17 protein-coding genes, 4 tRNA genes and 1 pseudogene are annotated in these 19688 nt (G+C 54.1%); 1 reads left to right on the top strand and 21 read right to left on the bottom strand.

The genetic code is table 11. The features are described 5' to 3' along the window. Nucleotides 1–4: 4 nt before the first annotated feature. The 21 genes and pseudogenes from GTU79_RS01590 to trxA form a co-directional block, all read right to left on the bottom strand. Nucleotides 5–397 (bottom strand): DUF4150 domain-containing protein, encoded by a 393-nt coding sequence (locus tag GTU79_RS01590; protein WP_203524365.1) that lies wholly within the window; start codon nt 395–397, stop codon nt 5–7. Between the two features lie 364 nt (nt 398–761). After that, nucleotides 762–1001: a hypothetical protein gene (locus GTU79_RS01585; protein ID WP_214513652.1), complete on the bottom strand. Its 240-nt coding sequence runs from the start codon at nt 999–1001 to the stop codon at nt 762–764. A 353-nt stretch (nt 1002–1354) separates the two neighbouring features. After that, complete coding sequence (locus tag GTU79_RS01580) at nt 1355–1636, bottom strand: hypothetical protein (protein ID WP_203524367.1); 282 nt, start codon at nt 1634–1636, stop codon at nt 1355–1357. A 722-nt stretch (nt 1637–2358) separates the two neighbouring features. Continuing rightward, nucleotides 2359–2435 (bottom strand) — tRNA-Pro (locus tag GTU79_RS01575). A 124-nt stretch (nt 2436–2559) separates the two neighbouring features. After that, nucleotides 2560–2646, bottom strand: a tRNA-Leu gene (locus tag GTU79_RS01570). A 14-nt stretch (nt 2647–2660) separates the two neighbouring features. Beyond that, nucleotides 2661–2736 (bottom strand) — tRNA-His (locus tag GTU79_RS01565). A 57-nt stretch (nt 2737–2793) separates the two neighbouring features. After that, nucleotides 2794–2870: transfer RNA gene (locus GTU79_RS01560), tRNA-Arg, on the bottom strand. A 104-nt stretch (nt 2871–2974) separates the two neighbouring features. Continuing rightward, complete coding sequence (wecG, locus tag GTU79_RS01555; RefSeq protein ID WP_203524368.1) at nt 2975–3715, bottom strand: lipopolysaccharide N-acetylmannosaminouronosyltransferase; 741 nt, start codon at nt 3713–3715, stop codon at nt 2975–2977. Between the two features lie 25 nt (nt 3716–3740). Then, a pseudogene (wzyE, locus tag GTU79_RS01550) lies at nt 3741–5083 on the bottom strand (ECA oligosaccharide polymerase). Next, on the bottom strand, nt 5080–6165 hold the full coding sequence (locus tag GTU79_RS01545; protein WP_203524370.1) for a TDP-N-acetylfucosamine:lipid II N-acetylfucosaminyltransferase: 1086 nt from the start codon (nt 6163–6165) through the stop codon (nt 5080–5082). Before GTU79_RS01545 ends, wzyE begins: the two are co-directional and overlap by 4 nt. Beyond that, nucleotides 6162–7412: a lipid III flippase WzxE gene (gene wzxE / locus GTU79_RS01540; RefSeq protein WP_203524371.1), complete on the bottom strand. Its 1251-nt coding sequence runs from the start codon at nt 7410–7412 to the stop codon at nt 6162–6164. The genes GTU79_RS01545 and wzxE overlap by 4 nt, the downstream gene beginning before the upstream one ends. 1 nt (nt 7413) lies before the next feature. Continuing rightward, nucleotides 7414–8544, bottom strand: a complete 1131-nt coding sequence (gene rffA, locus GTU79_RS01535) for a dTDP-4-amino-4,6-dideoxygalactose transaminase (protein ID WP_203524372.1) — start codon at nt 8542–8544, stop codon at nt 7414–7416. 4 nt (nt 8545–8548) lie between these two features. Beyond that, nucleotides 8549–9286, bottom strand: coding sequence for a dTDP-4-amino-4,6-dideoxy-D-galactose acyltransferase (rffC, locus tag GTU79_RS01530; RefSeq protein WP_203524373.1), 738 nt, complete (start codon nt 9284–9286; stop codon nt 8549–8551). Beyond that, nucleotides 9264–10145, bottom strand: a complete 882-nt coding sequence (gene rfbA, locus GTU79_RS01525) for a glucose-1-phosphate thymidylyltransferase RfbA (RefSeq protein ID WP_203524374.1) — start codon at nt 10143–10145, stop codon at nt 9264–9266. Before rfbA ends, rffC begins: the two co-directional genes overlap by 23 nt. 73 nt (nt 10146–10218) lie before the next feature. Then, nucleotides 10219–11286: a dTDP-glucose 4,6-dehydratase gene (gene rfbB, locus GTU79_RS01520; RefSeq protein WP_203524375.1), complete on the bottom strand. Its 1068-nt coding sequence runs from the start codon at nt 11284–11286 to the stop codon at nt 10219–10221. Then, a complete protein-coding gene (gene wecC, locus GTU79_RS01515; RefSeq protein WP_203524376.1) occupies nt 11283–12545 on the bottom strand; it encodes a UDP-N-acetyl-D-mannosamine dehydrogenase in 1263 nt (420 codons plus the stop codon). Before wecC ends, rfbB begins: the two co-directional genes overlap by 4 nt. Next, entirely contained in the window at nt 12542–13672 is a 1131-nt protein-coding gene (gene wecB, locus GTU79_RS01510) for a non-hydrolyzing UDP-N-acetylglucosamine 2-epimerase (protein WP_203524377.1), read from the bottom strand. Before wecB ends, wecC begins: the two co-directional genes overlap by 4 nt. A gap of 178 nt (nt 13673–13850) precedes the next feature. After that, the gene (gene wzzE / locus GTU79_RS01505) at nt 13851–14897 is read right to left on the bottom strand and encodes an ECA polysaccharide chain length modulation protein (RefSeq protein ID WP_203524378.1); all 1047 of its coding nucleotides are present in this window, start codon (nt 14895–14897) and stop codon (nt 13851–13853) included. Continuing rightward, complete coding sequence (gene wecA / locus GTU79_RS01500; protein WP_203524379.1) at nt 14894–16003, bottom strand: UDP-N-acetylglucosamine--undecaprenyl-phosphate N-acetylglucosaminephosphotransferase; 1110 nt, start codon at nt 16001–16003, stop codon at nt 14894–14896. The genes wzzE and wecA overlap by 4 nt, the downstream gene beginning before the upstream one ends. 297 nt (nt 16004–16300) lie before the next feature. After that, nucleotides 16301–17560, bottom strand: a complete 1260-nt coding sequence (rho, locus tag GTU79_RS01495) for a transcription termination factor Rho (protein ID WP_132923829.1) — start codon at nt 17558–17560, stop codon at nt 16301–16303. A 392-nt stretch (nt 17561–17952) separates the two neighbouring features. Further along, nucleotides 17953–18279: a thioredoxin TrxA gene (gene trxA / locus GTU79_RS01490; RefSeq protein WP_132923830.1), complete on the bottom strand. Its 327-nt coding sequence runs from the start codon at nt 18277–18279 to the stop codon at nt 17953–17955. Nucleotides 18280–18397: 118 nt separating this feature from the next. Here trxA and rhlB point away from each other — a divergent pair, with 118 nt between their 5' ends. Then, complete coding sequence (gene rhlB, locus GTU79_RS01485) at nt 18398–19684, top strand: ATP-dependent RNA helicase RhlB (protein WP_203524380.1); 1287 nt, start codon at nt 18398–18400, stop codon at nt 19682–19684. Nucleotides 19685–19688: the final 4 nt, after the last annotated feature.

The raw sequence follows: 19688 nt of genomic DNA, 5'->3' as shown, positions 1-19688 counted from the left end.
ACCGTCATATGCCGAGCATCATGACCTTGAATTGGCTGGGAATGAGACGCATGCCCACCGTATTATTGCCGTTTTGTAACGTTAGGCTGGTTAAACGAGTGGCGGGGGAGCCTTTAATCAAGGTGGTAAATGCACCGGTCAAATGACGCGATGTCCCCATGACCGTCCCGGAAACCACGCCCAGATTTACCCCGGCGTTATCGCCCATACTGGCATAGGTCAGCGTGGACATATTATGTGCCGGCAAACCGGAAAATAGGATTTTATAGGTGCGCGGCGTGGCCATAAATCCCATTGCCACGTTGGGGTAAGGCACCGGAACCGGCAAGGGCGCAGGCGTCAAACAGACATCAGGGAACCCGAGATCCATGCCGAAAAGCTGACAGTTTGCGAACACTGGTTTTACCTTTTTCATCAAAGGTGGGTAAAAATCATGATGATTAATTTACGTGTAAACCAGAGTGCATCCTATAAGGTAATAACCTGATTTTGAATATTAACAGCATTGATGACTACCGGGTTATCAACCGAATATTTCGCCAGATCCTACTCATAGAGCGTTCGTTTTCCTCATAATGAGGATCTTTTATTATCAGTTTCAGCGCGGCACTGCGCCAGGCAAGACTTTCTTACGGCCCGTTTGCAAAGGAATTTAGCGATGGCATGATAAATATTGTGGTCAACCTAAACAATATTCTTGACTCATTTCCATACGCCTCACCGGACAGGCTATTTCAATGCCTCTAGGGCCGATGCTTTGATTAACGCATTGACTTTATGGGATTGTAGGGTTTTAAACTGGCATAGGCATATAATTTCCCTTCAAAATAGGCATGGTGCACCCAATATGTTTCAATAGTGCTAATTTCCACTATTTGCGCCGCCTCGCTTACCGGTCCTAACTTTATGTTATTATTAAGTTTATGGATCACTTCTCGTGGGTAGGTTTTTTCGAGTATTTGTCCATCTAAGGAACCGCCAATCATTAAAAATTTAGCCACAAGGGCCTCCCAAATCAGTCACAGCGATTTAATGCTCATTTAAATTAGTGACTTGCCTCTTTCGACAATGAAGTAAAATGAATAAGCCGAATAATTCTTCATTATTAGATTAAAGAGTGTTAAATTATTTCATAACGTATGAGTTATTGAAAATATGCAATGTTATCAATGCCGCAACCAAGATATTTCAGCAACGAAGGTTGATACACCAACAATGGCTAAAAATGTTCCGGCCAACCTAACTTTTAATCAAGCAATGATCTGATAAGACGGGAAATAACGAGAATGGAGCATCAACTGCCTCTACACCCTTTCCATCTGCGCTGAGCGAGACGATAGCTTGAAAGGAGTTTTTACAGCGGCAGCGGTTTCGGAACTGACCTTTTGATTAACTCATCGGTTTCATGCGCGGATAACGTTTTCCCCGAAAATGCTACCGCGTACCGCTGTCCGTCAGCGCTGATATGAACAACCGTTTCATAACTCCTGGCAGCCGGAACTGACTTCCTCTTTTTGCTTTGGGCCATACCCAGCAAGGTCATTTTTGGTGTCACCAAGATACGCCCGATTTTGAATTCATCCCGATAAATGGATGTTTTTCCATCGTTTTCAATTAATAAGAAATCAACTTCCATTTTTTACCTCTCATCGACTCTTATGCTTTCTAAGGACGTATGCTCTATCCGGCGAGTTTTAAACTTTCTAATAAAAAGGTGACCACAAAGAGGATTTCCTCAATAAATTTTCAGCACGATACAACATGCGGCGGCTGAATGATAGATGCCGGCGTTTTTTACGAACGCACATCATGGCATTTCACCTTTCAAAAAGCCGACTTAATTTTTCATATAAGTATGCCGCCTGCAATTATTCTCGGCTATTGGTCATATGGCAGTTTTGCTGTCCATAAATAATCACTTTTGACAATTTCACGGCGAAAAATATATTTTCACCAAGGTTTTAACTGAAAACGTTAATTTTTGCTAGAATACATCATATTCTATTTATATTTATGAAAAATTAGGTTAATGATTTTCAGGTAGTAACGCCTCACTGCCAGCCTACTCTGTTTTCCTCAACATACCAGCCATCCTTGATGAAGATGCCGAGAAAATGCGTAGAATCCCTAAACAAGTATAGAGCAGATTTCAGAATCGGCTTTTGGGCGATACGGTGATTGAGCTTTATCGGGAAGTTGGCGTCGGGCGGATGCATCGGCACTATGTCAGTCAATACCTGGAGGGTATAACAAAATACGGGAAACGCTAAAGACAAAAACAGCAAGTCATAATAACTTACTGTTTCTTAGCTTTTATAGCTCAGACCGAAGGTCAACAGGCTAAGCCTTTGAGGAATTTGGTCGGCGAGAGAGGATTCGAACCTCCGACCCACTGGTCCCAAACCAGTTGCGCTACCAAGCTGCGCTACTCGCCGATTTCTTGCGTCTTTACATTTTCTGACAAGGCATACTACAAGCCACTGCATTCATAACCGCCGTCAAGCGGATAGGCTGTACAGGGAAAGACATAGGATACCGACAATCGATATATCAAGGTTGTGGTGCGAAGAGAGGGACTTGAACCCTCACGTCCGTAAGGACACTAACACCTGAAGCTAGCGCGTCTACCAATTCCGCCACCTTCGCATGCCCACTGATTCTGGGGTGACTGATGGGACTCGAACCCACGACAACTGGAATCACAATCCAGGGCTCTACCAACTGAGCTACAATCACCATTACCAATTACCGCAACGCGGCGAAGCAACTGCTACAGCACTTGCGCACTAAAAATGGTGCGCCCGACAGGATTCGAACCTGAGACCTCTGCCTCCGGAGGGCAGCGCTCTATCCAGCTGAGCTACGGGCGCTTAGCGCCGTTGCGGGTGGGGATAGTACGGAATCGCGGCCTGACTGTCTAGTGCTTTTTCATACTTTTGATGTGTTTGATGACGCTTTGCTCATTTCCTGCCCATTAAAGGCGCCCGCTGACATAATAACCCACAAAACGTAAAAGTTTGCACTGGCGCCAGATGCGACCCGGCTGGCTCAGCAGCCGATAGAGCCATTCCAGGCCCATATTACGCCAGATGAGAGGGGCGCGCCTGACATGTCCGGTGAAAACATCATAGGTGCCGCCTACGCCCATATACAGCGCATCCGGGTGATAGCGCCGGCACTCGAACATGATGTTCTCCTGCCGGGGCGATCCCATTGCCACCGTGACAATGGCCGCGCCGCTCTCCCGGATCAGGTTGTAGAGAGCGGGCTTTTCGTCTTCGGTGAAATAACCGTCCCGACAGCCGACAATGACGACGTTCCATTTGGCGCGTAAAATCGCCGCGGTTTGCTCCAGCACCGCCGGCCGGCTGCCGATTAGAAATACCGGCGTACCCGTCTTACCCGCCCGCTCCATGATGCCTTCCCATAAATCGGCGCCGGCGATGCGGGTAACCCGGGCAGAGACGTATTTGCGACGGATAGAACGCACGATGCTGATGCCGTCGGCATATTTGATTTCCGCTTCATTAAGCAGCGCAAACAGAGCGGCGTCCCGTTCCGCCTTCAACACCTTCTCGGCGTTCATTGCCACCAGACAGCCGGTTTTGACCCGGTGGCCGTCAAACAGGTAATCCACACAGTGTTGTTGGTCGCGAAAGCCCCAGATAGCCAAACCGCGAATCCGGTACTGAGGTACCCCGTCAATGTTATCCATGTTTTTTATCCTTGCAGAGGGGTGATTATAACGCCTCTGTCGTTCCCCGCGGCTGCCGGGGTCGTATCAGTCCCGCGCGGTCAAGCAACCAAAAAAGCAATTTAGCCAGTACCAGGCAAAATCCGTATATCAAACAAAAAAACACTACCCGGGAAACGAACGCATCGACGCCTTCCCGCACCAGCACAATGATATTGAATACCGCGCCAAAACAGAACGCCTGCAATATAGCCGAGCGATAGCGATCTGACGCTGCCTTGCCGCGCTCATAAAGGGTATCGAACATTTTCAGGATCAGGCCCACCGCGATAGCGCCGAGAGGAATGAATACAACGCCCCCCATCACCAGTAACGAGCCGATAAGCGTCGGGGAAATCGCCAGGCCGGAATGGTTATCCAATACATTCCAAGTGAAATAATTGGCGGTATTCAATACCAGATTAGGCCGTTCCGGCCATACCCAACCGGGGATGAAAACATAAAAATCCCGAACAATCGGCGCCAGTCCCTGAAAAATGATTTTATCGCCATTTTGCAACAGCAACGCCAGGTTTTCCCAGGGGGAGAACGTGTCGCGCGTCAGATACAAAAAAGTGTAGAAGGCTTCGTCGCCCTTGACATTCAGTCCATAGCGTTTCAGCGCCAGCCAGAACATGCCCGCAATCGCCATCACCCCTGCGCCGCCCAGTATCCACAGGCTTATCCAGCCGCGCTGTATCCCGATAAACAGGAACAGGGCAAAGGCGATAATGATATTGGCCCGGGTTCCCCCCACCACCATATAGGTGAAGATGCCGAAGGCAACGGTACTGAGCAGGAACAGCAGCCAGCTGCGGCGGTGGGGATTGAGAAAATAGAGCACCAGCATCGCCGGAATAAAGAAATAGAAAAACCGCTTGAGCGCCACATCGGAGACATCGCGGGAAAAAATCTGGCTGTAGGATTGCAGGCGAAACAGCAGGAAGCCGTTGTGTATAAAAAAGACCCCCACGGTCCCGACGGCAATGAGCGCCAGTATTACCCAGACCAGATGGGCCTCTACCCGGTTAAACGCCAGCAGCCCGATGGGGCGGGTTTGCGTTGGGGCAAACCAGCGTGTTTTATAGCTGACATAATAAATACCGTAAAACGACGTGGCTGCCAGCAGGGCGTACATCAGATACTCCGCGGGCACCACCTGGACGTTATAACGGAAGACCAGTACGCAGGTAAACGGGAAGCCGAGATAAAAGGTCAGCAGGTAGAGCACCGAAAAAACACGTTGAAGTTAAATCTGATACGCCTGAATTCCCGATAGGTCAGCGTCAGGACAAACACCAGTCCCAGCAGATACACGACCAATAACCCGCCAAACTGCCCCAGAGTCATAGGGTGGTCCCCGCCGCAACGGCCAGCGCACGCCGCCAGCCCTGCATATAATTGGGATAGAAAAACGCGATACGGCTTTTGTCCACGGCGGACAGCTGCCGCTGAGCTTCCTCTACCACCGCCGTATCCAGGGCATCGCCATGGAATAATACCGGCACCTGCTGCTCCGCCAAATCCCGCCAGAACGGGTTTTGCCGGCTCAGCACAAAAGGCACGCCGAACTGAATCAACAGGCAAAGCGTTCCGATGCCCTGCTGTCGGTTAAAAAGAAAATAGCCTAAATCGCATCGCCGCAGCAAGGAGAGATAGTCGTCAAAGGCTACCGGTTCGGTTAACAACTCCAGTTGCTCCGGGGAAAAATACTTTTCCGCTTCCGTCCGTACCCGGGCGATATAGCCGTCATTGTTCGACGGATAGCCCAAGGGTATAACGATCCGCGCTTGGGTGCCGAACTGCCGCCGGATGGATTGCAAGCCATCCAGATGTCGATTGGAGCTATCGCCGGAATTGCCCAGCAGGATGGTCAACTTTTTTCCCGCCGGCATCGGCGGACGAGCATAAGACAGGTCGGGATCCATACGGGTCGGAAAATAGAGCGGCTCGCACGGCACCTTGGGATAGCGCGGTTGATAAACCGAGAGATCCCCCAGGGTGGCGAATACATGGCCGATGCGGCCCTGGGCGCGGCGGCGCAGCAGGTAAAACAGGCGATGTTTCCATTGTACGGATTCTTCATATAAATCCGCCCCCCAGATATGCCAGCTCATCCTGGCCGGGGATAACCGGCCGGTGAGCAGCGCCAGCCATATGCCGGCATTAAACTGCCCGTGCAGGAAAAAATGCGCCCCCGGGTCGGCGGCGGCACGCTTGATGACCGCCTGCGCCAAGGCCGGTTTATTCGTATAGGCAGCGATGTCCAACGCCGGAAAGTCCGGATAGAGGGAGATATCAGAGGCCGCCACCATAAAATGCCGCACCTGTTCAGCCGGCAACGCACCGGCCAGGCGGTCATTAAAGAATTTCAAGACCGTCACATTATGATGGGGGATATCGGCACCCAATACGTGGATCAGCAAAGTCATTTTTTCCTGGAATAGAGTGTAAACACGCCGCCGCATAGCAAGAAATAGACGATATAGGTTGCCATATAGGCCTGGGTCGCGCCAAGAGCCCCATGGAGAGGAATCAGCCAATGGGAAAAGCCGGTCAGCAGGATAAATTGGCTCAATTCCGTCAGAAGATAAAAGCGCAGGGAGGCTTTGGCAATGACCAGATAACCAAATACGTAAGCGCCCACTTTCAGTACATCTCCAATCAGCTGCCAGGCAAAGAGATCGCGCATCGCATCGAACTGTGCGGACAGCAGCAAACGGATGGCAATATCGCGCATAAGCCACAGCACCAGGCTGACAACGGCCACCGCAGGCAGCACAAACAACAGCGTACGGGCGATTTCTTTGCTGATATCGCGCTTGTCGGTCAAGCGCGCCAGTGTGGGCAGCAGATAGACGGTAAACGAGGCGGTAATGAATTGGAGATAAGCGTCGGAAATGCTGCTGACGCCCTGCCAGATGCCCACTTCCGACCAGCTGTAATGACGCGCCAGCAAATTTCGCATCAGGATGTAGGCTACCGGCAGGGTAAAGGAGGTCATCAGCGCCATCAGGGTAAACTTGCCGAGCTCGGTGGCCAGGATCCGATCCCATGCCGGGCGTAAATCGGCCAGTCGAACCTTCCGCCGCCGGGCGACGATCAGGGCCGCCGGCAGCAGGGTAGCGGCCGGCACCAGCGCTAAACCGGCCAGCGCACCCTGATAGCCACCGAGATAATAACTTAGAAAGTAAGCGCCCGCTCCCAGTATGCTGCCGCAGCCGACGGCCAAGGCATTCCCCGCGGCATCGCGAAATCCTTTCAGGATGGCCAGCATCAGATTGGCATAAGCGATGCCGAGCTGAATAAACGCCACGGCATAGATCACTGACCGGTAGTGGTCATGGCCGAACAGCGCGCGGCCTATGGGCCCTGCGGCCCACAGAAATACCAGCGCCAGCAGGGCGGAAGACCCCAGCACCAGAGTGGAACCGGTGCCCAGCACCCTGCGCAGCGATTCCGGCTGGTGCCGGTATTGCGCTACATACCTGGTGATGCCGTTAAAAATACCGGCGCCGGACAGTACGCCCAGCACCGTCACCAACTGCCTGAAATTACCCGCCTGCCCGACGCCGCCGGGTCCGAAAGATACCGCCAGCAGCTTCACCACCAGCAGGCCGGCACCGATCTTTACCAGCGTCGACGCGGCGGTCCATAATGACGCCCCGGCCAGCGACATATCAGGAGAAATATCCGTTTATGGCGTCGATAACCCGGGATTGCGCATCGTCGGTGAGATTGTAAAACAGCGGCAAACGCACCAGCCGCCGGCTTTCCCGGCCGGTAAAGCGCTCTTCGCCGTGGAAGCGGCCGAAACGTTGTCCGGCCGGGCTGTCATGGAGGGGGATATAGTGGAATACCGTCAGGATATCCGCCGCCTTCATATGGTTGATGAACGCCGTACGATCGTGGATATCCCGTAACTTCAGGTAAAACATATGGCCGTTTTGCTCGCAGCCCGGCGCGATAAAGGGGATATCGATGCGATTCTGCTCCGCCAGAGGCAATAATGCGTCCCGGTAACGGCGCCATAAGGCCAGGCGGCGTTGGTTGATCTCTTCCGCCGCCTGCAGCTGTCCCCAGAGATAGGCGGCCTGGATATCCGCCATGAGATAGCTGGAGCCGATATCGCGCCAGGTGTATTTATCCACCTGGCCGCGAAAGAACTGGCTGCGATCAGTGCCTTTTTCCCGAATGATTTCCGCCCGTTCAATCAGTGCCGGGTCGTTTATCAGCGTGGCGCCCCCCTCGCCCCCCGCCGTGTAGTTTTTGGTTTCATGGAAACTGAAACAGCCGATATGGCCGATGGTGCCGAGAGCCTTGCCTTTATAGGTGGACATTACGCCTTGGGCGGCATCTTCCACCACAAACAGCCGGTATTTTTTCGCCAGCGCCATGATAGGGTCCATATCGCAGGCCACGCCGGCATAGTGAACCGGTACAATAACGCGGGTTTTCTCGGTGATGGCCGCTTCGATCAGGGTTTCGTCCATGTTCTGGGTATCCGGGCGGATATCCACGAAGACGATGACGGCGCCGCGCAGCACAAAGGCATTGGCGGTGGAGACAAAAGTGTAGCTGGGCATGATCACTTCATCACCGGGGCGGATATCCAGCAAAATAGCCGCCATCTCCAGCGACGCGGTGCAGGAAGGGGTCAGCAATACCTTGGCGCTGCCGAAACGCTGCTCCAGCCACTGCTGGCAGCGCTGGGTAAAACCGCCGTCGCCGCAGAGTTTACCGCTGCCCATCGCCGAGCGGATAAAATCGATTTCAGTACCCACCACCGGTGGCGCGTTAAACGGAATCATATGTTCACCTGTATAACCAATAAGCGGCGCTGTCTATGGTCGCTCCGCATGCTATGTAGAGCCGTAACGCGGCGATGTTGCCGGTCTGGGTCGCCACCCGCAGGCGTTTCTTGTGATGATCGCGACACCAGTCCAGGGCCGCGTTAAACAGCAGACGTCCGATGCCCCGACCGCCGAAGGCCGGATCCACCGCCAGCAGCCCGATACGCACCTCTTCCGCGGAGATATCCCTAAGGGTCACCATGCCGTTAACGGCCTCCGGCGGACCAGCCACCAGGCAGCGGTGATCAAAACGTCCCAGCACGGCGTTTTCGGCCCACAGGGCGTAAAATCGGCTGCTGTCCGGGCCGGAATACCAGGGTTCGCGAAACCGGCTCAGGGTGAATGCGGTGGACGCCATGGCGCGTAACGCCGGAATATCCGCCGCCCCGGCAAAACGAATTTTCGCGGAGGAGTGTGAAACGGTCTCGGAATAAGCGTTTTTGCCGATGTCGGGCCCGGCGGGCGGCGCGACGTTAACGCTAAGGTCGATTTCACTTTCCACAAGACGAAAATTCAGGGCCGCCAGCGCATCGAGTTGCTGTGGGCACTGGGCCGCCACTTTGGCCTGGACGATATTGAAGGCATCCAGCCCGGCTGAAGACACCGGCGGAGCCGCCGGGTCAAAGACCAGTTTGCCGCTGGCGAAACCGAAAAAGTCGCTTTCCCAGCGCAGAGGTTCAATATTGGCGTGGACGGGCATGAAGTAAATTCACCAGATATTGGCCGTAGCCGGTTTTTGACAATGCCTGGGCGGCGCGGCGTACGCCGTCGTCATCCAGCCAACCGTTACGCCAGCCGATCTCCTCCAGGCAGGCGATTTTAAATCCTTGGCGCTTTTCCACCGTCTGCACAAACATACTGGCCTCGATCAGGCTGTCGTGAGTGCCGGTATCCAGCCAGGCGAAGCCCCGGCCGAGGAGTTGCACCTGCAACTGGTCACGCTCCAGGTACATCTGGTTGATGGACGTGATCTCCAGTTCGCCGCGGGATGACGGGGTGACTTGTTTGGCGAACTCTACCACCTGGGCGTCATAAAAATAGAGGCCGGTAACCGCCCAGTTGGATTTGGCCTTGGCCGGTTTCTCTTCAAGGGACAGCGCCCGAAAATTATCATCAAATTCAACCACGCCGAAGCGCTCTGGGTCCATTACCTGATATCCGAAAATGGTCGCGCCCTGTGTGCGCGTCGCTATCTGCCTTAATTTCGGACTGAAACCCTGACCGAAGTAGATATTATCCCCCAGCACCAGGCAGCAGGGCTCGCCGGCGATGAAGGCTTCGCCAATCAGAAAGGCCTGCGCCAATCCATCGGGGCTAGGCTGGCCGGCATAGCTCAGGCGGATGCCGAACTGGTCGCCGTTGCCCAGCAGTCGCCGGTAAGAAGGCTGGTCCTCGGGTGTGGTGATGATCAGGATGTCACGAATACCCGCCAGCATAAGCACCGACAAGGGATAATAAATCATCGGCTTGTCATATATGGGTAATAGCTGTTTGGACACGCCGCGGGTGATGGGGTGAAGACGGGTGCCGGAGCCGCCCGCCAGAACGATGCCTTTCATAGGCTCTCCTGCCGTCGATTCTTGAAAAACAGCCATGACCGGCACACTAGCCGGCCTGGTCGCAGACGGCCCCTCAGCGAGCCAGTCCCAGACGTTCGCCGGCATAGGTGCCGTCCTGCACTCTACGCCACCAGGCCGGATGGGAAAGATACCATTGCACGGTTTTGCGCAAACCGCTGTCGAATGTTTCATGCGGCAACCAGCCCAGTTCGCGTTCGATTTTTCCGGCGTCGATGGCATAGCGACGATCGTGCCCTGGCCGGTCGGTCACAAACCGGATCAAATCGCGAAAATTCGCCACTCCGGCAGGTTTGCCTACCGCACAGTCTTCCAATATCTCGCAGATAGAGGCCACAACGTCGATATTTTTACGTTCGTTATGGCCGCCGATATTATAGGTTTCGCCGATTTTCCCAGCCAACGCTACCTGATATAGGGCACGGGCGTGATCTTCCACATACAGCCAGTCGCGAATCTGCCCGCCGTCGCCGTATACCGGCAGCGGTTTTCCCGCCAGGGCATTCAATATCACCAGCGGAATCAGTTTTTCCGGAAACTGATAGGGGCCGTAATTATTGGAGCAATTAGTAACAAGCGTAGGCAAACCAAAAGTTCGCCGCCAGGCCCGCACCAGATGATCGCTGGCGGCTTTAGAGGCGGAATAGGGACTGCTGGGGGCATAGGGGGTGTTTTCGGTAAACAGGCCCTGGGAGGCGCCGAGATCCCCGTACACTTCATCAGTGGAAATATGGTGCAGACGAAACGCCGCTTGCTTTGCCCGATCAAGCGTCTGCCAATAGCGCAGTGCGGCCTCCAGCAAAATATAGGTACCGTCGATATTGGTGCGGATAAACGCCGACGGCCCGTCGATAGAGCGATCCACATGGCTTTCCGCCGCCAAATGCATGATAAGGTCAGGCCGGTAGGCCTGCAAAAGCCGGTCCAGCGCCGGGCCGTCACAGATATCCAGCCGTTGGAAATGATAGCGTTCATCCCCTGAGACCGGCGCCAGGGAATCCAGGTTGCCGGCATAGGTCAGCTTATCCGCCACCAGCACGCTGTCCGGGGTAGCGGAGATGATATGCCTGACCAGCGCGGAGCCGATAAACCCGGCGCCGCCGGTAACCAGTATCCGCTTCACCGCCAAACCCCCCGTGTATCCACCACCCATTTCTGGCGTACTGCCGAGGGAGGCAGCGCTTTGAACTGACGATGATCCACCAGCATCACCAGTACATCCGCCCGGTTGAGCGCATCCTCCAGCTCGGTGAGCGTGGCCTGCCCGGCCAAGGACTCGGGCAGTTGCCGGACATTGGGTTCGACCACCAGGGTAGCGCCTTGATGCCAGGATGCTATCCGTTGGACAATGGACACCGCCGGACTTTCGCGTAAATCATCGATATCCGGTTTAAACGCCAGCCCGAAACAGGCAATGATCACCTCCCCTGCCCGTTTATTGGTCGCAAACAGACAATCCGCCACCGCCGACTTCACCCGGTCCACCACCCAGGCCGGCTTATCGTCGTTCACCAGGCGGGCGGTCCGGATCAAGCGCGCCTGCTGCGGATTCTGCGCCACGATAAACCAGGGATCCACCGCAATGCAGTGGCCGCCCACGCCGGGACCGGGCTGTAAAATATTCACCCGCGGATGGCGATTGGCCAGGCGGATAAGCTCCCACACATTGATGCCCTGCTCGGCGCAAATCAGCGACAGCTCATTGGCGAAGGCGATATTCACATCCCGGAAACTGTTTTCGGTGAGTTTGCACATCTCGGCGGTACGGGAGTTCGTGACGACACACTCACCTTCCAGAAAGAGTCGATAAAGCTCGCTGGCGCGTGCGGAACAGCGCGGGGTCATCCCGCCGATCACCCGATCGTTTTTAATCAGTTCGGCCACGATCTTGCCCGGCAAGACCCGCTCCGGACAGTAGGCGATATTGATATCCGCCTGATCTCCCGCCGTCTGCGGAAAATGCAGATCGGGACGCGCATCCGCCAGCCATAACGCCATCTGTTCAGTGGTGCCCACCGGCGAAGTGGATTCAAGAATCACCAGGTCCCCCGGTTTCAATACCGGCGCCAGGGAGAGGGCCGCCGTCCGGACATAGGTCAGATCAGGCTCATGGCCGTCTTTAAACGGGGTAGGTACCGCGATCAGAAAGGCGTCCGCCGCTTCGGGACGAGTCACCGCCCGCAAATAGCCATCATCAACCGCGCTCTTGACCAGTCGCTCCAGATCCGGCTCGATAATATGAATTTCACCGCGGTTGATGGTATCCACGGCTCGTTGATTGACATCCACTCCTACCACGTGTTTTTGGCGCGAGGCAAACGCCGCGGCGGTCGGCAGACCGATGTAGCCCAGCCCGATGATGGAAATCATGTCAAAACTCATACTTTCACCTGATGATTTTTTAATGCTTCGATTATTCGCCGGCACGCTTGTCCGTCGCCGTAGGGATTATGAGCCCGGCTCATGGCATGATATTCATCGACGTCATTAAGCAATGTCGATACCGCCGCCTGTATCCTGGCGGGATCGGTTCCCACCAGCAGCACCGTCCCCGCCGCCACCGCCTCGGGACGCTCGGTGGTTTCCCGCATCACCAGGACCGGTTTACCCAGTGAAGGCGCCTCCTCCTGAATACCGCCGGAGTCGGTGAGGATCATATAAGCCCGATCCATGAGATAGACAAACGGCAGATAATCCTGGGGATCGATAAGCTTGATATTGGCTATGCCGCTGAGGATACGGTTCACCGGTTCGCTGACGTTCGGATTCAGATGCACCGGATACACCACCTGTACCTCGGGATGGTTGCGGGCGATATGGGCCAATGCGCTACATATCCGTTCAAATCCATCGCCAAAACTTTCCCGGCGATGACCGGTAACCAGGATCAGCTTTTTTTGCCCATCGAGAAAATCGTAGCGCTGCTCAAGGGCGGCGCGCAAAGCGGCGTCATTCATGACGCGATCGCGCACCCAAAACAGCGCGTCGATCACGGTGTTGCCGGTGATGAAAATCCTTTCCGCCGCCAGACCCTCCCGCAAAAGATTTTGCCGGGCGTTTTCAGTGGGGGAAAAATGGTACATGGCCAGATGGCCGGTCAATTTACGATTGGCTTCTTCCGGCCAGGGCGAGTAAAGATTGCCGGTGCGTAACCCCGCTTCCACATGGCCCACTGGAATATGCTGATAAAAAGCCGCCAGGCTGGTGGCCAGGGTGGTGGTGGTGTCGCCATGCACCAGCACTACATCGGGCTCAAACGACTGCAAAACCGGTTTCATGCCGGTAAGGATCCGGCTGGTGATTTCCGTCAGCCCTTGATCCGGCTGCATGATATTCAAATCGTAATCGGGAATGATGCTGAAAAGACGCAAAACCTGATCCAGCATCTCCCTGTGCTGGGCCGTCACGCAAATTCTTGACTCGAAGGCCGGATCATTGGCCAGGGCCAAGATCAACGGTGCCATTTTAATGGCTTCCGGCCTGGTGCCGAAGACACTCAACACTTTCACAGCAATTCCCTTCCGTCTCGTGTAAGCCACCGGGATGGCCCGTATAAGCTCTGCCGCGTGGCGTGCGGAGCATCTATCCGGATTGATGCCCGGTTAAACCCGTCATACTTCCGGTTGCCGGTGCGTTGGCTCCCCTGCAACTCGAATTATTCAGGGTTTACTTTGTGCAATGGCAACATCATTGACGGCGGCTTAACGCTATCCCTGCACCCGCCAGCACACCCATGGCACCCCAGATAATGAGCAGGAAAACCCGGCGAGGTCTGTCGCGTTTTACCGGTTCCTCGGGCGTTCGTAAATAACGATATGTCTGGAATTTATTTTGCAATGTCGGTCCTACATTCAGCGTAGCCAACATTGCGCGATTCTGATCGTACTCCAGGTCAAAATTGGGCCCGGCGGCCTGCAATGCCGACAGCCTGGCTTGCAATACCGGCTGCCCCAGCAGGTAGAGGGCGGATTGTGGTAAAGATTCCGCCGGCGTATCGGTTTGACTATGGCTGATGCCTTGCCGCTTGGCAATCTCCAATGCTTGCCGAAGCGCATTCACATCCCGTTCAAACATGGCCTGGGACACCGCTTCCTGACGCTTGACCTGGGCCTTAAGTGAGATGGCGCGGGCCGTCCAGGCGCCGGTGACATCTTCGTTCAGAACCCCGTCCGCGCGCTGGTTGGCATAAGCGACATACGCGCGCAGCAGCGTATTGGCATCCGCCGCCGTTTCGGCCGTCAATGTCACCTGGTCCGGCAACTTTTTCGCATCGTCGCGGGGAACGAACTGAACGTTATTGATCATCTCGTCCAGCAGCAGCGCATCGGCACGGGAACGCCCCTCTTTACGGGCAACGTAATAAGCGCTCTGTAGCCAGAAATCACGCCGGGTATCATAGGAGGAGAGCTGGCGGATAAACTCCTGGTAGGCTTCATCCCCGATAGACGGCATATCCGACGTCGGCAAGGTAGAGTTTTTCACATCCAGGTTACGTAAAAATTGCTGTTGTGAGAAATAACTGCCCAACATATTCACCGTCGGCCGATCGGTGATGGCGGTAGCGGTCCATTCCTGCTTCACCAATAGAGAGTAGATCAAGGCGCACGCGGCAAAAATCGCCGCCATGGCGACAATCCAGCGCTTGCCGCGCCATAACCGGAGAACAAGACCGCGAATATCCAGTTCATTATCCAGTCGGGGGTCGTGTGAGGAAGCATGTTTATCTGGTGTCATTTCCGTCCCGAAGTGCGGCCGGCCGGTAATCTTTTATCGCCGAACCGCCGCTTTGTCCGCTTTACGAAGCGCGCTACTCGCCAGGCGCATTTAAGCAAATAGCCATAAAGCAAGAATACCAGCACGAATAAAATCAGCATCACGGATTCAGGCCAGACCAGCCAGCGTTCTCCCGCGACGCCGAAAGCAGCCAGCAAAGCTGCAGTAACGGTAATAATAACAAAGGCTTGCCTGGAACTAAAGCCGGCTCTCATAATAAGGTGGTGGATATGCTGCCGATCGGGGGAAAACGGGCTCATTCCCTTGCGCATCCTGCGGTACATGATGGCTATCATGTCCATAAGCGGAACGGCGATAATCCACAGGGCGGTCACCGGATTCATGGGATGGCCCGCGCCCTGCGTGCTTTGCAAAATGATCCAGATGATACTGAAACCGATCATGGTGCTGCCGGCGTCGCCCATAAACACTTTGTAATGCCGACCGAACAACCCGAGATTAAGCAGGATATAGGGTAAAATAGCGGCAATCATGGCGAAACACCACAGCCCCAGTCCGGGATTGTTATCCAGGCACATAAGGATGCCCATGGCGCCGAGAGAGACGCAGGATAATCCTCCCAGCAGCCCGTCGATGCCGTCAACCATGTTAAACGCATTGATGGCGGCCCACACGGCGAACAGCGTCACCAAATAACCAAAAGGTCCGAGCACCATTTCCCACGGGCCGAAGATAAAACCCAGGCTATTGATATACAGGCCGCCGAAAACCATCATGGCGATTGCGACTAACGCCTGAATGGCGGCGCGGGAGATAACGCTGATATCGTATTTATCATCAAGAGCGCCCGTAATGACCAGGATGCCCGCGCATAATAAATAGAGTCCGATATGGGGTACGGCATGATCCGTATAAATGAAAGTGAAACAGATACCGGCATAGATTGATATGCCGCCCACCAGCGGGATCTGCCCTTGATGGCGTTTGCGGTAATTGGGCCGATCCACCAGACCTATCTTCTTGGCAATCTTGCGCAGAAAAAACAAAAAAACCATTGAGAACAGAAAAATGGCAATAAAATCAGTACTCATATTGAGTAGGTTCACAATAGAAAGCTCTCTGCATCCATCGGGCTGTTTGGGACGCTACTGTGGTGTACGCCTCACACTTTTTGCCTCAATTGTCACCAAGTTCCGTGACACTGAAATATTTTTCTTTCATCTTTTCATCGTACCCGACTCTGCGTCAGGTTTATTGAAGCAAAAGACCGCTTGCCTTTACCCTTATAGCTGCAATTTGAAATCTCTTGGGTAAGAAAGATACGACAAGCAAGATGCGACTATCCTAGCATCACAAACAAAAAACGCCACGTTTAGACGTGGCGTTACCCGAGTTTTTGTTGTTTAAGAGCGTTTCATCATGTCAAAGAATTCGTCATTGGTTTTGGTCATGGCCAATTTGTTCATAAGGAATTCCATGGCATCGGTTTCACCCATGGGATGGATGATTTTACGCAGGATCCACATCTTCTGCAGTTCCTCCTGCGTGGTAAGCAGCTCTTCTTTACGGGTGCCGGAACGGTTGTAATCAATGGCGGGGAAAACACGTTTTTCAGCAATCTTCCGCGAAAGGTGCAGTTCCATATTACCGGTGCCTTTGAATTCTTCGTATATGACTTCGTCCATCTTCGAGCCGGTATCGATAAGCGCCGTCGCGATAATGGTCAGGCTGCCGCCTTCTTCCATATTACGCGCCGCGCCGAAGAAGCGTTTCGGGCGATGCAACGCGTTGGCGTCCACGCCGCCGGTCAATACCTTACCGGACGCGGGCACCACGGTGTTGTAGGCGCGGGCCAGGCGGGTAATGGAGTCCAGCAGGATGATAACGTCTTTTTTATGCTCCACCAAACGCTTGGCTTTTTCGATAACCATCTCGGCCACTTGCACATGGCGTGAGGCCGGTTCATCGAACGTTGAGGCAATGACTTCGCCTTTCACCAGACGCTGCATTTCGGTCACTTCTTCCGGCCGTTCGTCAATCAGCAGCACCATCAGCACGCAATCGGGATGGTTGTAGGCGATGCTTTGCGCAATATTCTGCAGCAGCATGGTCTTACCGGCCTTGGGAGGGGCCACAATCAGGCCGCGCTGACCGCGACCGATGGGGGCGGCTAAATCCAGCACCCGGGCGGTGAGATCTTCGGTGGAACCGTTACCGCGTTCCATGCGCAAACGGGAGTTGGCATGCAACGGGGTCAGGTTTTCGAACAGAATTTTGTTACGGGCATTTTCCGGCTTGTCGTAATTGACTTCGTTGACTTTCAACAGGGCAAAGTAACGCTCGCCCTCTTTCGGCGGCCGGATCTTGCCGGAAATGGTATCCCCTGTGCGCAGGTTGAAGCGGCGGATTTGGCTCGGAGAAACATAGATATCGTCGGGACCGGCCAGATAGGAACTGTCACTGGAACGCAGGAAACCGAATCCATCCTGTAAAATTTCCAAAACGCCATCGCCAAAGATATCCTCACCACTTTTGGCATGCTGCTTTAAAATGGCGAAGATGATGTCCTGTTTGCGCATGCGGGCCAGATTTTCCAGCCCCATATTTTCGCCGAGAGTAACTAGCTCAGAAACCGGCGTATTTTTTAATTCGGTAAGGTTCATAATGGTGGGTTCTTAAACTCGGGGTATTTCTCGAACTATTCTTGTGGATGGTATGGCAGCGTAAAATCGTGCCTGTCTAACGGCATTTAATCCCAGTGCATCCCGTTTGGGCTGATGAACAGCAAATCATGCAATATGAATACAAGAAGACTGAAGATTGAGAGCGCCTAAAAACGTATCAATTCAAATCCAGATTGCCTGAACACCTTGCTTGATCACGCCAATGCTGTTCTATAACGGGACTCGGGCAAAGAGTAAAGCTCAGATTCAAACTACGGGTAAGATCTAAATGCAGTGGACATAAACTTAGCATGGTTCTTGACGGGCGTCTAGCGGTCAATACGAGAAATCATAATGAAGCCAGGGCCCGGCAAAAAATCGCCCCAGGGCAATTACAAATTTTTATTCAGGAACTCTTTCAGCTGGCCCTTGGATAGCGCGCCGACCTTGGTGGCCACCACTTCGCCGTCCTTGAACAGCAACAGCGTCGGAATGCCCCGGATACCGTATTTAGGCGCCGTGGCCGGATTCTCATCGATGTTAAGCTTGGCGATGGTCAACTTGCCTTCGAATTCATCAGCGACTTCAAGGAGTATCGGCGCTATCATCTTACAGGGACCGCACCACTCCGCCCAGAAATCGACCAGGAACAATCCCTTTGCCTGCAACACGTCCTTGTCGAAGCTGTCGTCACTTAAGTGAATAATTTTATCGCTCATGTTCTACTCCACAGGATTATCATTACCCGGCTGATTCACAGCTTACAGACGCCGGGTTGACTTTATTTCACTGGATACGCTTTCGTAATGCAATAGTTAACTGTTATTCTACCACACTATGAGCAAAACACACTTAACCGAAAAGAAGTTTTCCGACTTCGCCCTGCACCCGCTGATTATTGAATCCCTTGAAAAGCAAGGGTTTAGTAATTGCACGCCTATTCAGGCGCTGACGTTGCCCATCACCCTCGACGGGAAAGATGTGGCGGGCCAGGCGCAAACCGGAACCGGAAAGACGCTGGCCTTCCTCGCTGCCACGTTTCATCATTTACTGTCACATCCCGCGGATGAGCAGCGCCAAATCAATCAGCCGCGGGCGCTTATCATGGCGCCTACCCGCGAGCTGGCGGTGCAAATCCATTCGGACGCTGAACCCTTAGCCCAGGCAACCGGCCTGAAAATGGGTCTGGCTTACGGTGGCGACGGCTACGATAAACAGCTTAAGGTTCTCGAAGCCGGGGTCGATATCCTGGTGGGCACCACCGGCCGTCTCATTGATTATACCAAGCAGAACTATGTCGATATGGGTGCCATCCAGGTGGTGGTGCTTGACGAAGCCGATCGCATGTTCGATTTGGGGTTCATCAAGGATATCCGCTGGCTGTTCCGGCGTATGCCCGCCGTTGAACAACGCCTGAATATGCTGTTTTCCGCCACCTTATCCTACCGGGTACGCGAATTGGCGTTTGAACATATGAACAACGCCGAGTATGTGGAAGTGGAGCCTCTGCAAAAAACCGGCTACCGCATCCAGGAAGAGCTGTTTTATCCCTCCAACGAAGAAAAGATGCGCCTGCTGCAAACGCTGATTGAAGAAGAGTGGCCGGATCGCTGCATCATTTTCGCCAACACCAAACACCGCTGCGAAGATATCTGGGGCCATCTGGCCGCCGACGGACACCGTGTGGGCCTGCTCACCGGCGACGTTTCGCAAAAAAGGCGTTTGCGTATCCTGGAAGACTTTACCCAGGGGGCGCTGGATATTCTGGTGGCCACCGATGTCGCCGCCCGCGGCCTTCATATCCCGCTGGTGACCCACGTATTCAATTACGATCTGCCCGATGATTGCGAAGATTATGTTCATCGTATCGGCCGGACCGGGCGCGCCGGGGAAAGCGGCAGCTCCATCAGCCTGGCGTGTGAAGAATATGCATTGAACCTGACGGCGATTGAAAGCTATATCGGCCATCAAATCCCCGTCAGTAAATACAATAGCGATGCGCTATTGAGTGAGCTCCCCGCGCCGAAACGGCTCACGCGCGCCAGGCCCGGCACGGGCCCGCGCCGTCATTCCGTATCCCGTCGCAGCGGAGCGCCGCGTCATAACCGCAAACGTCCGGGCTAACCAA

Origin of the sequence: Sodalis ligni, from assembly GCF_016865525.2 — a bacterium.
Lineage (GTDB): Bacteria > Pseudomonadota > Gammaproteobacteria > Enterobacterales > Enterobacteriaceae > Acerihabitans > Acerihabitans ligni.
This window is presented reverse-complemented; position numbering and strand designations above follow the sequence as displayed.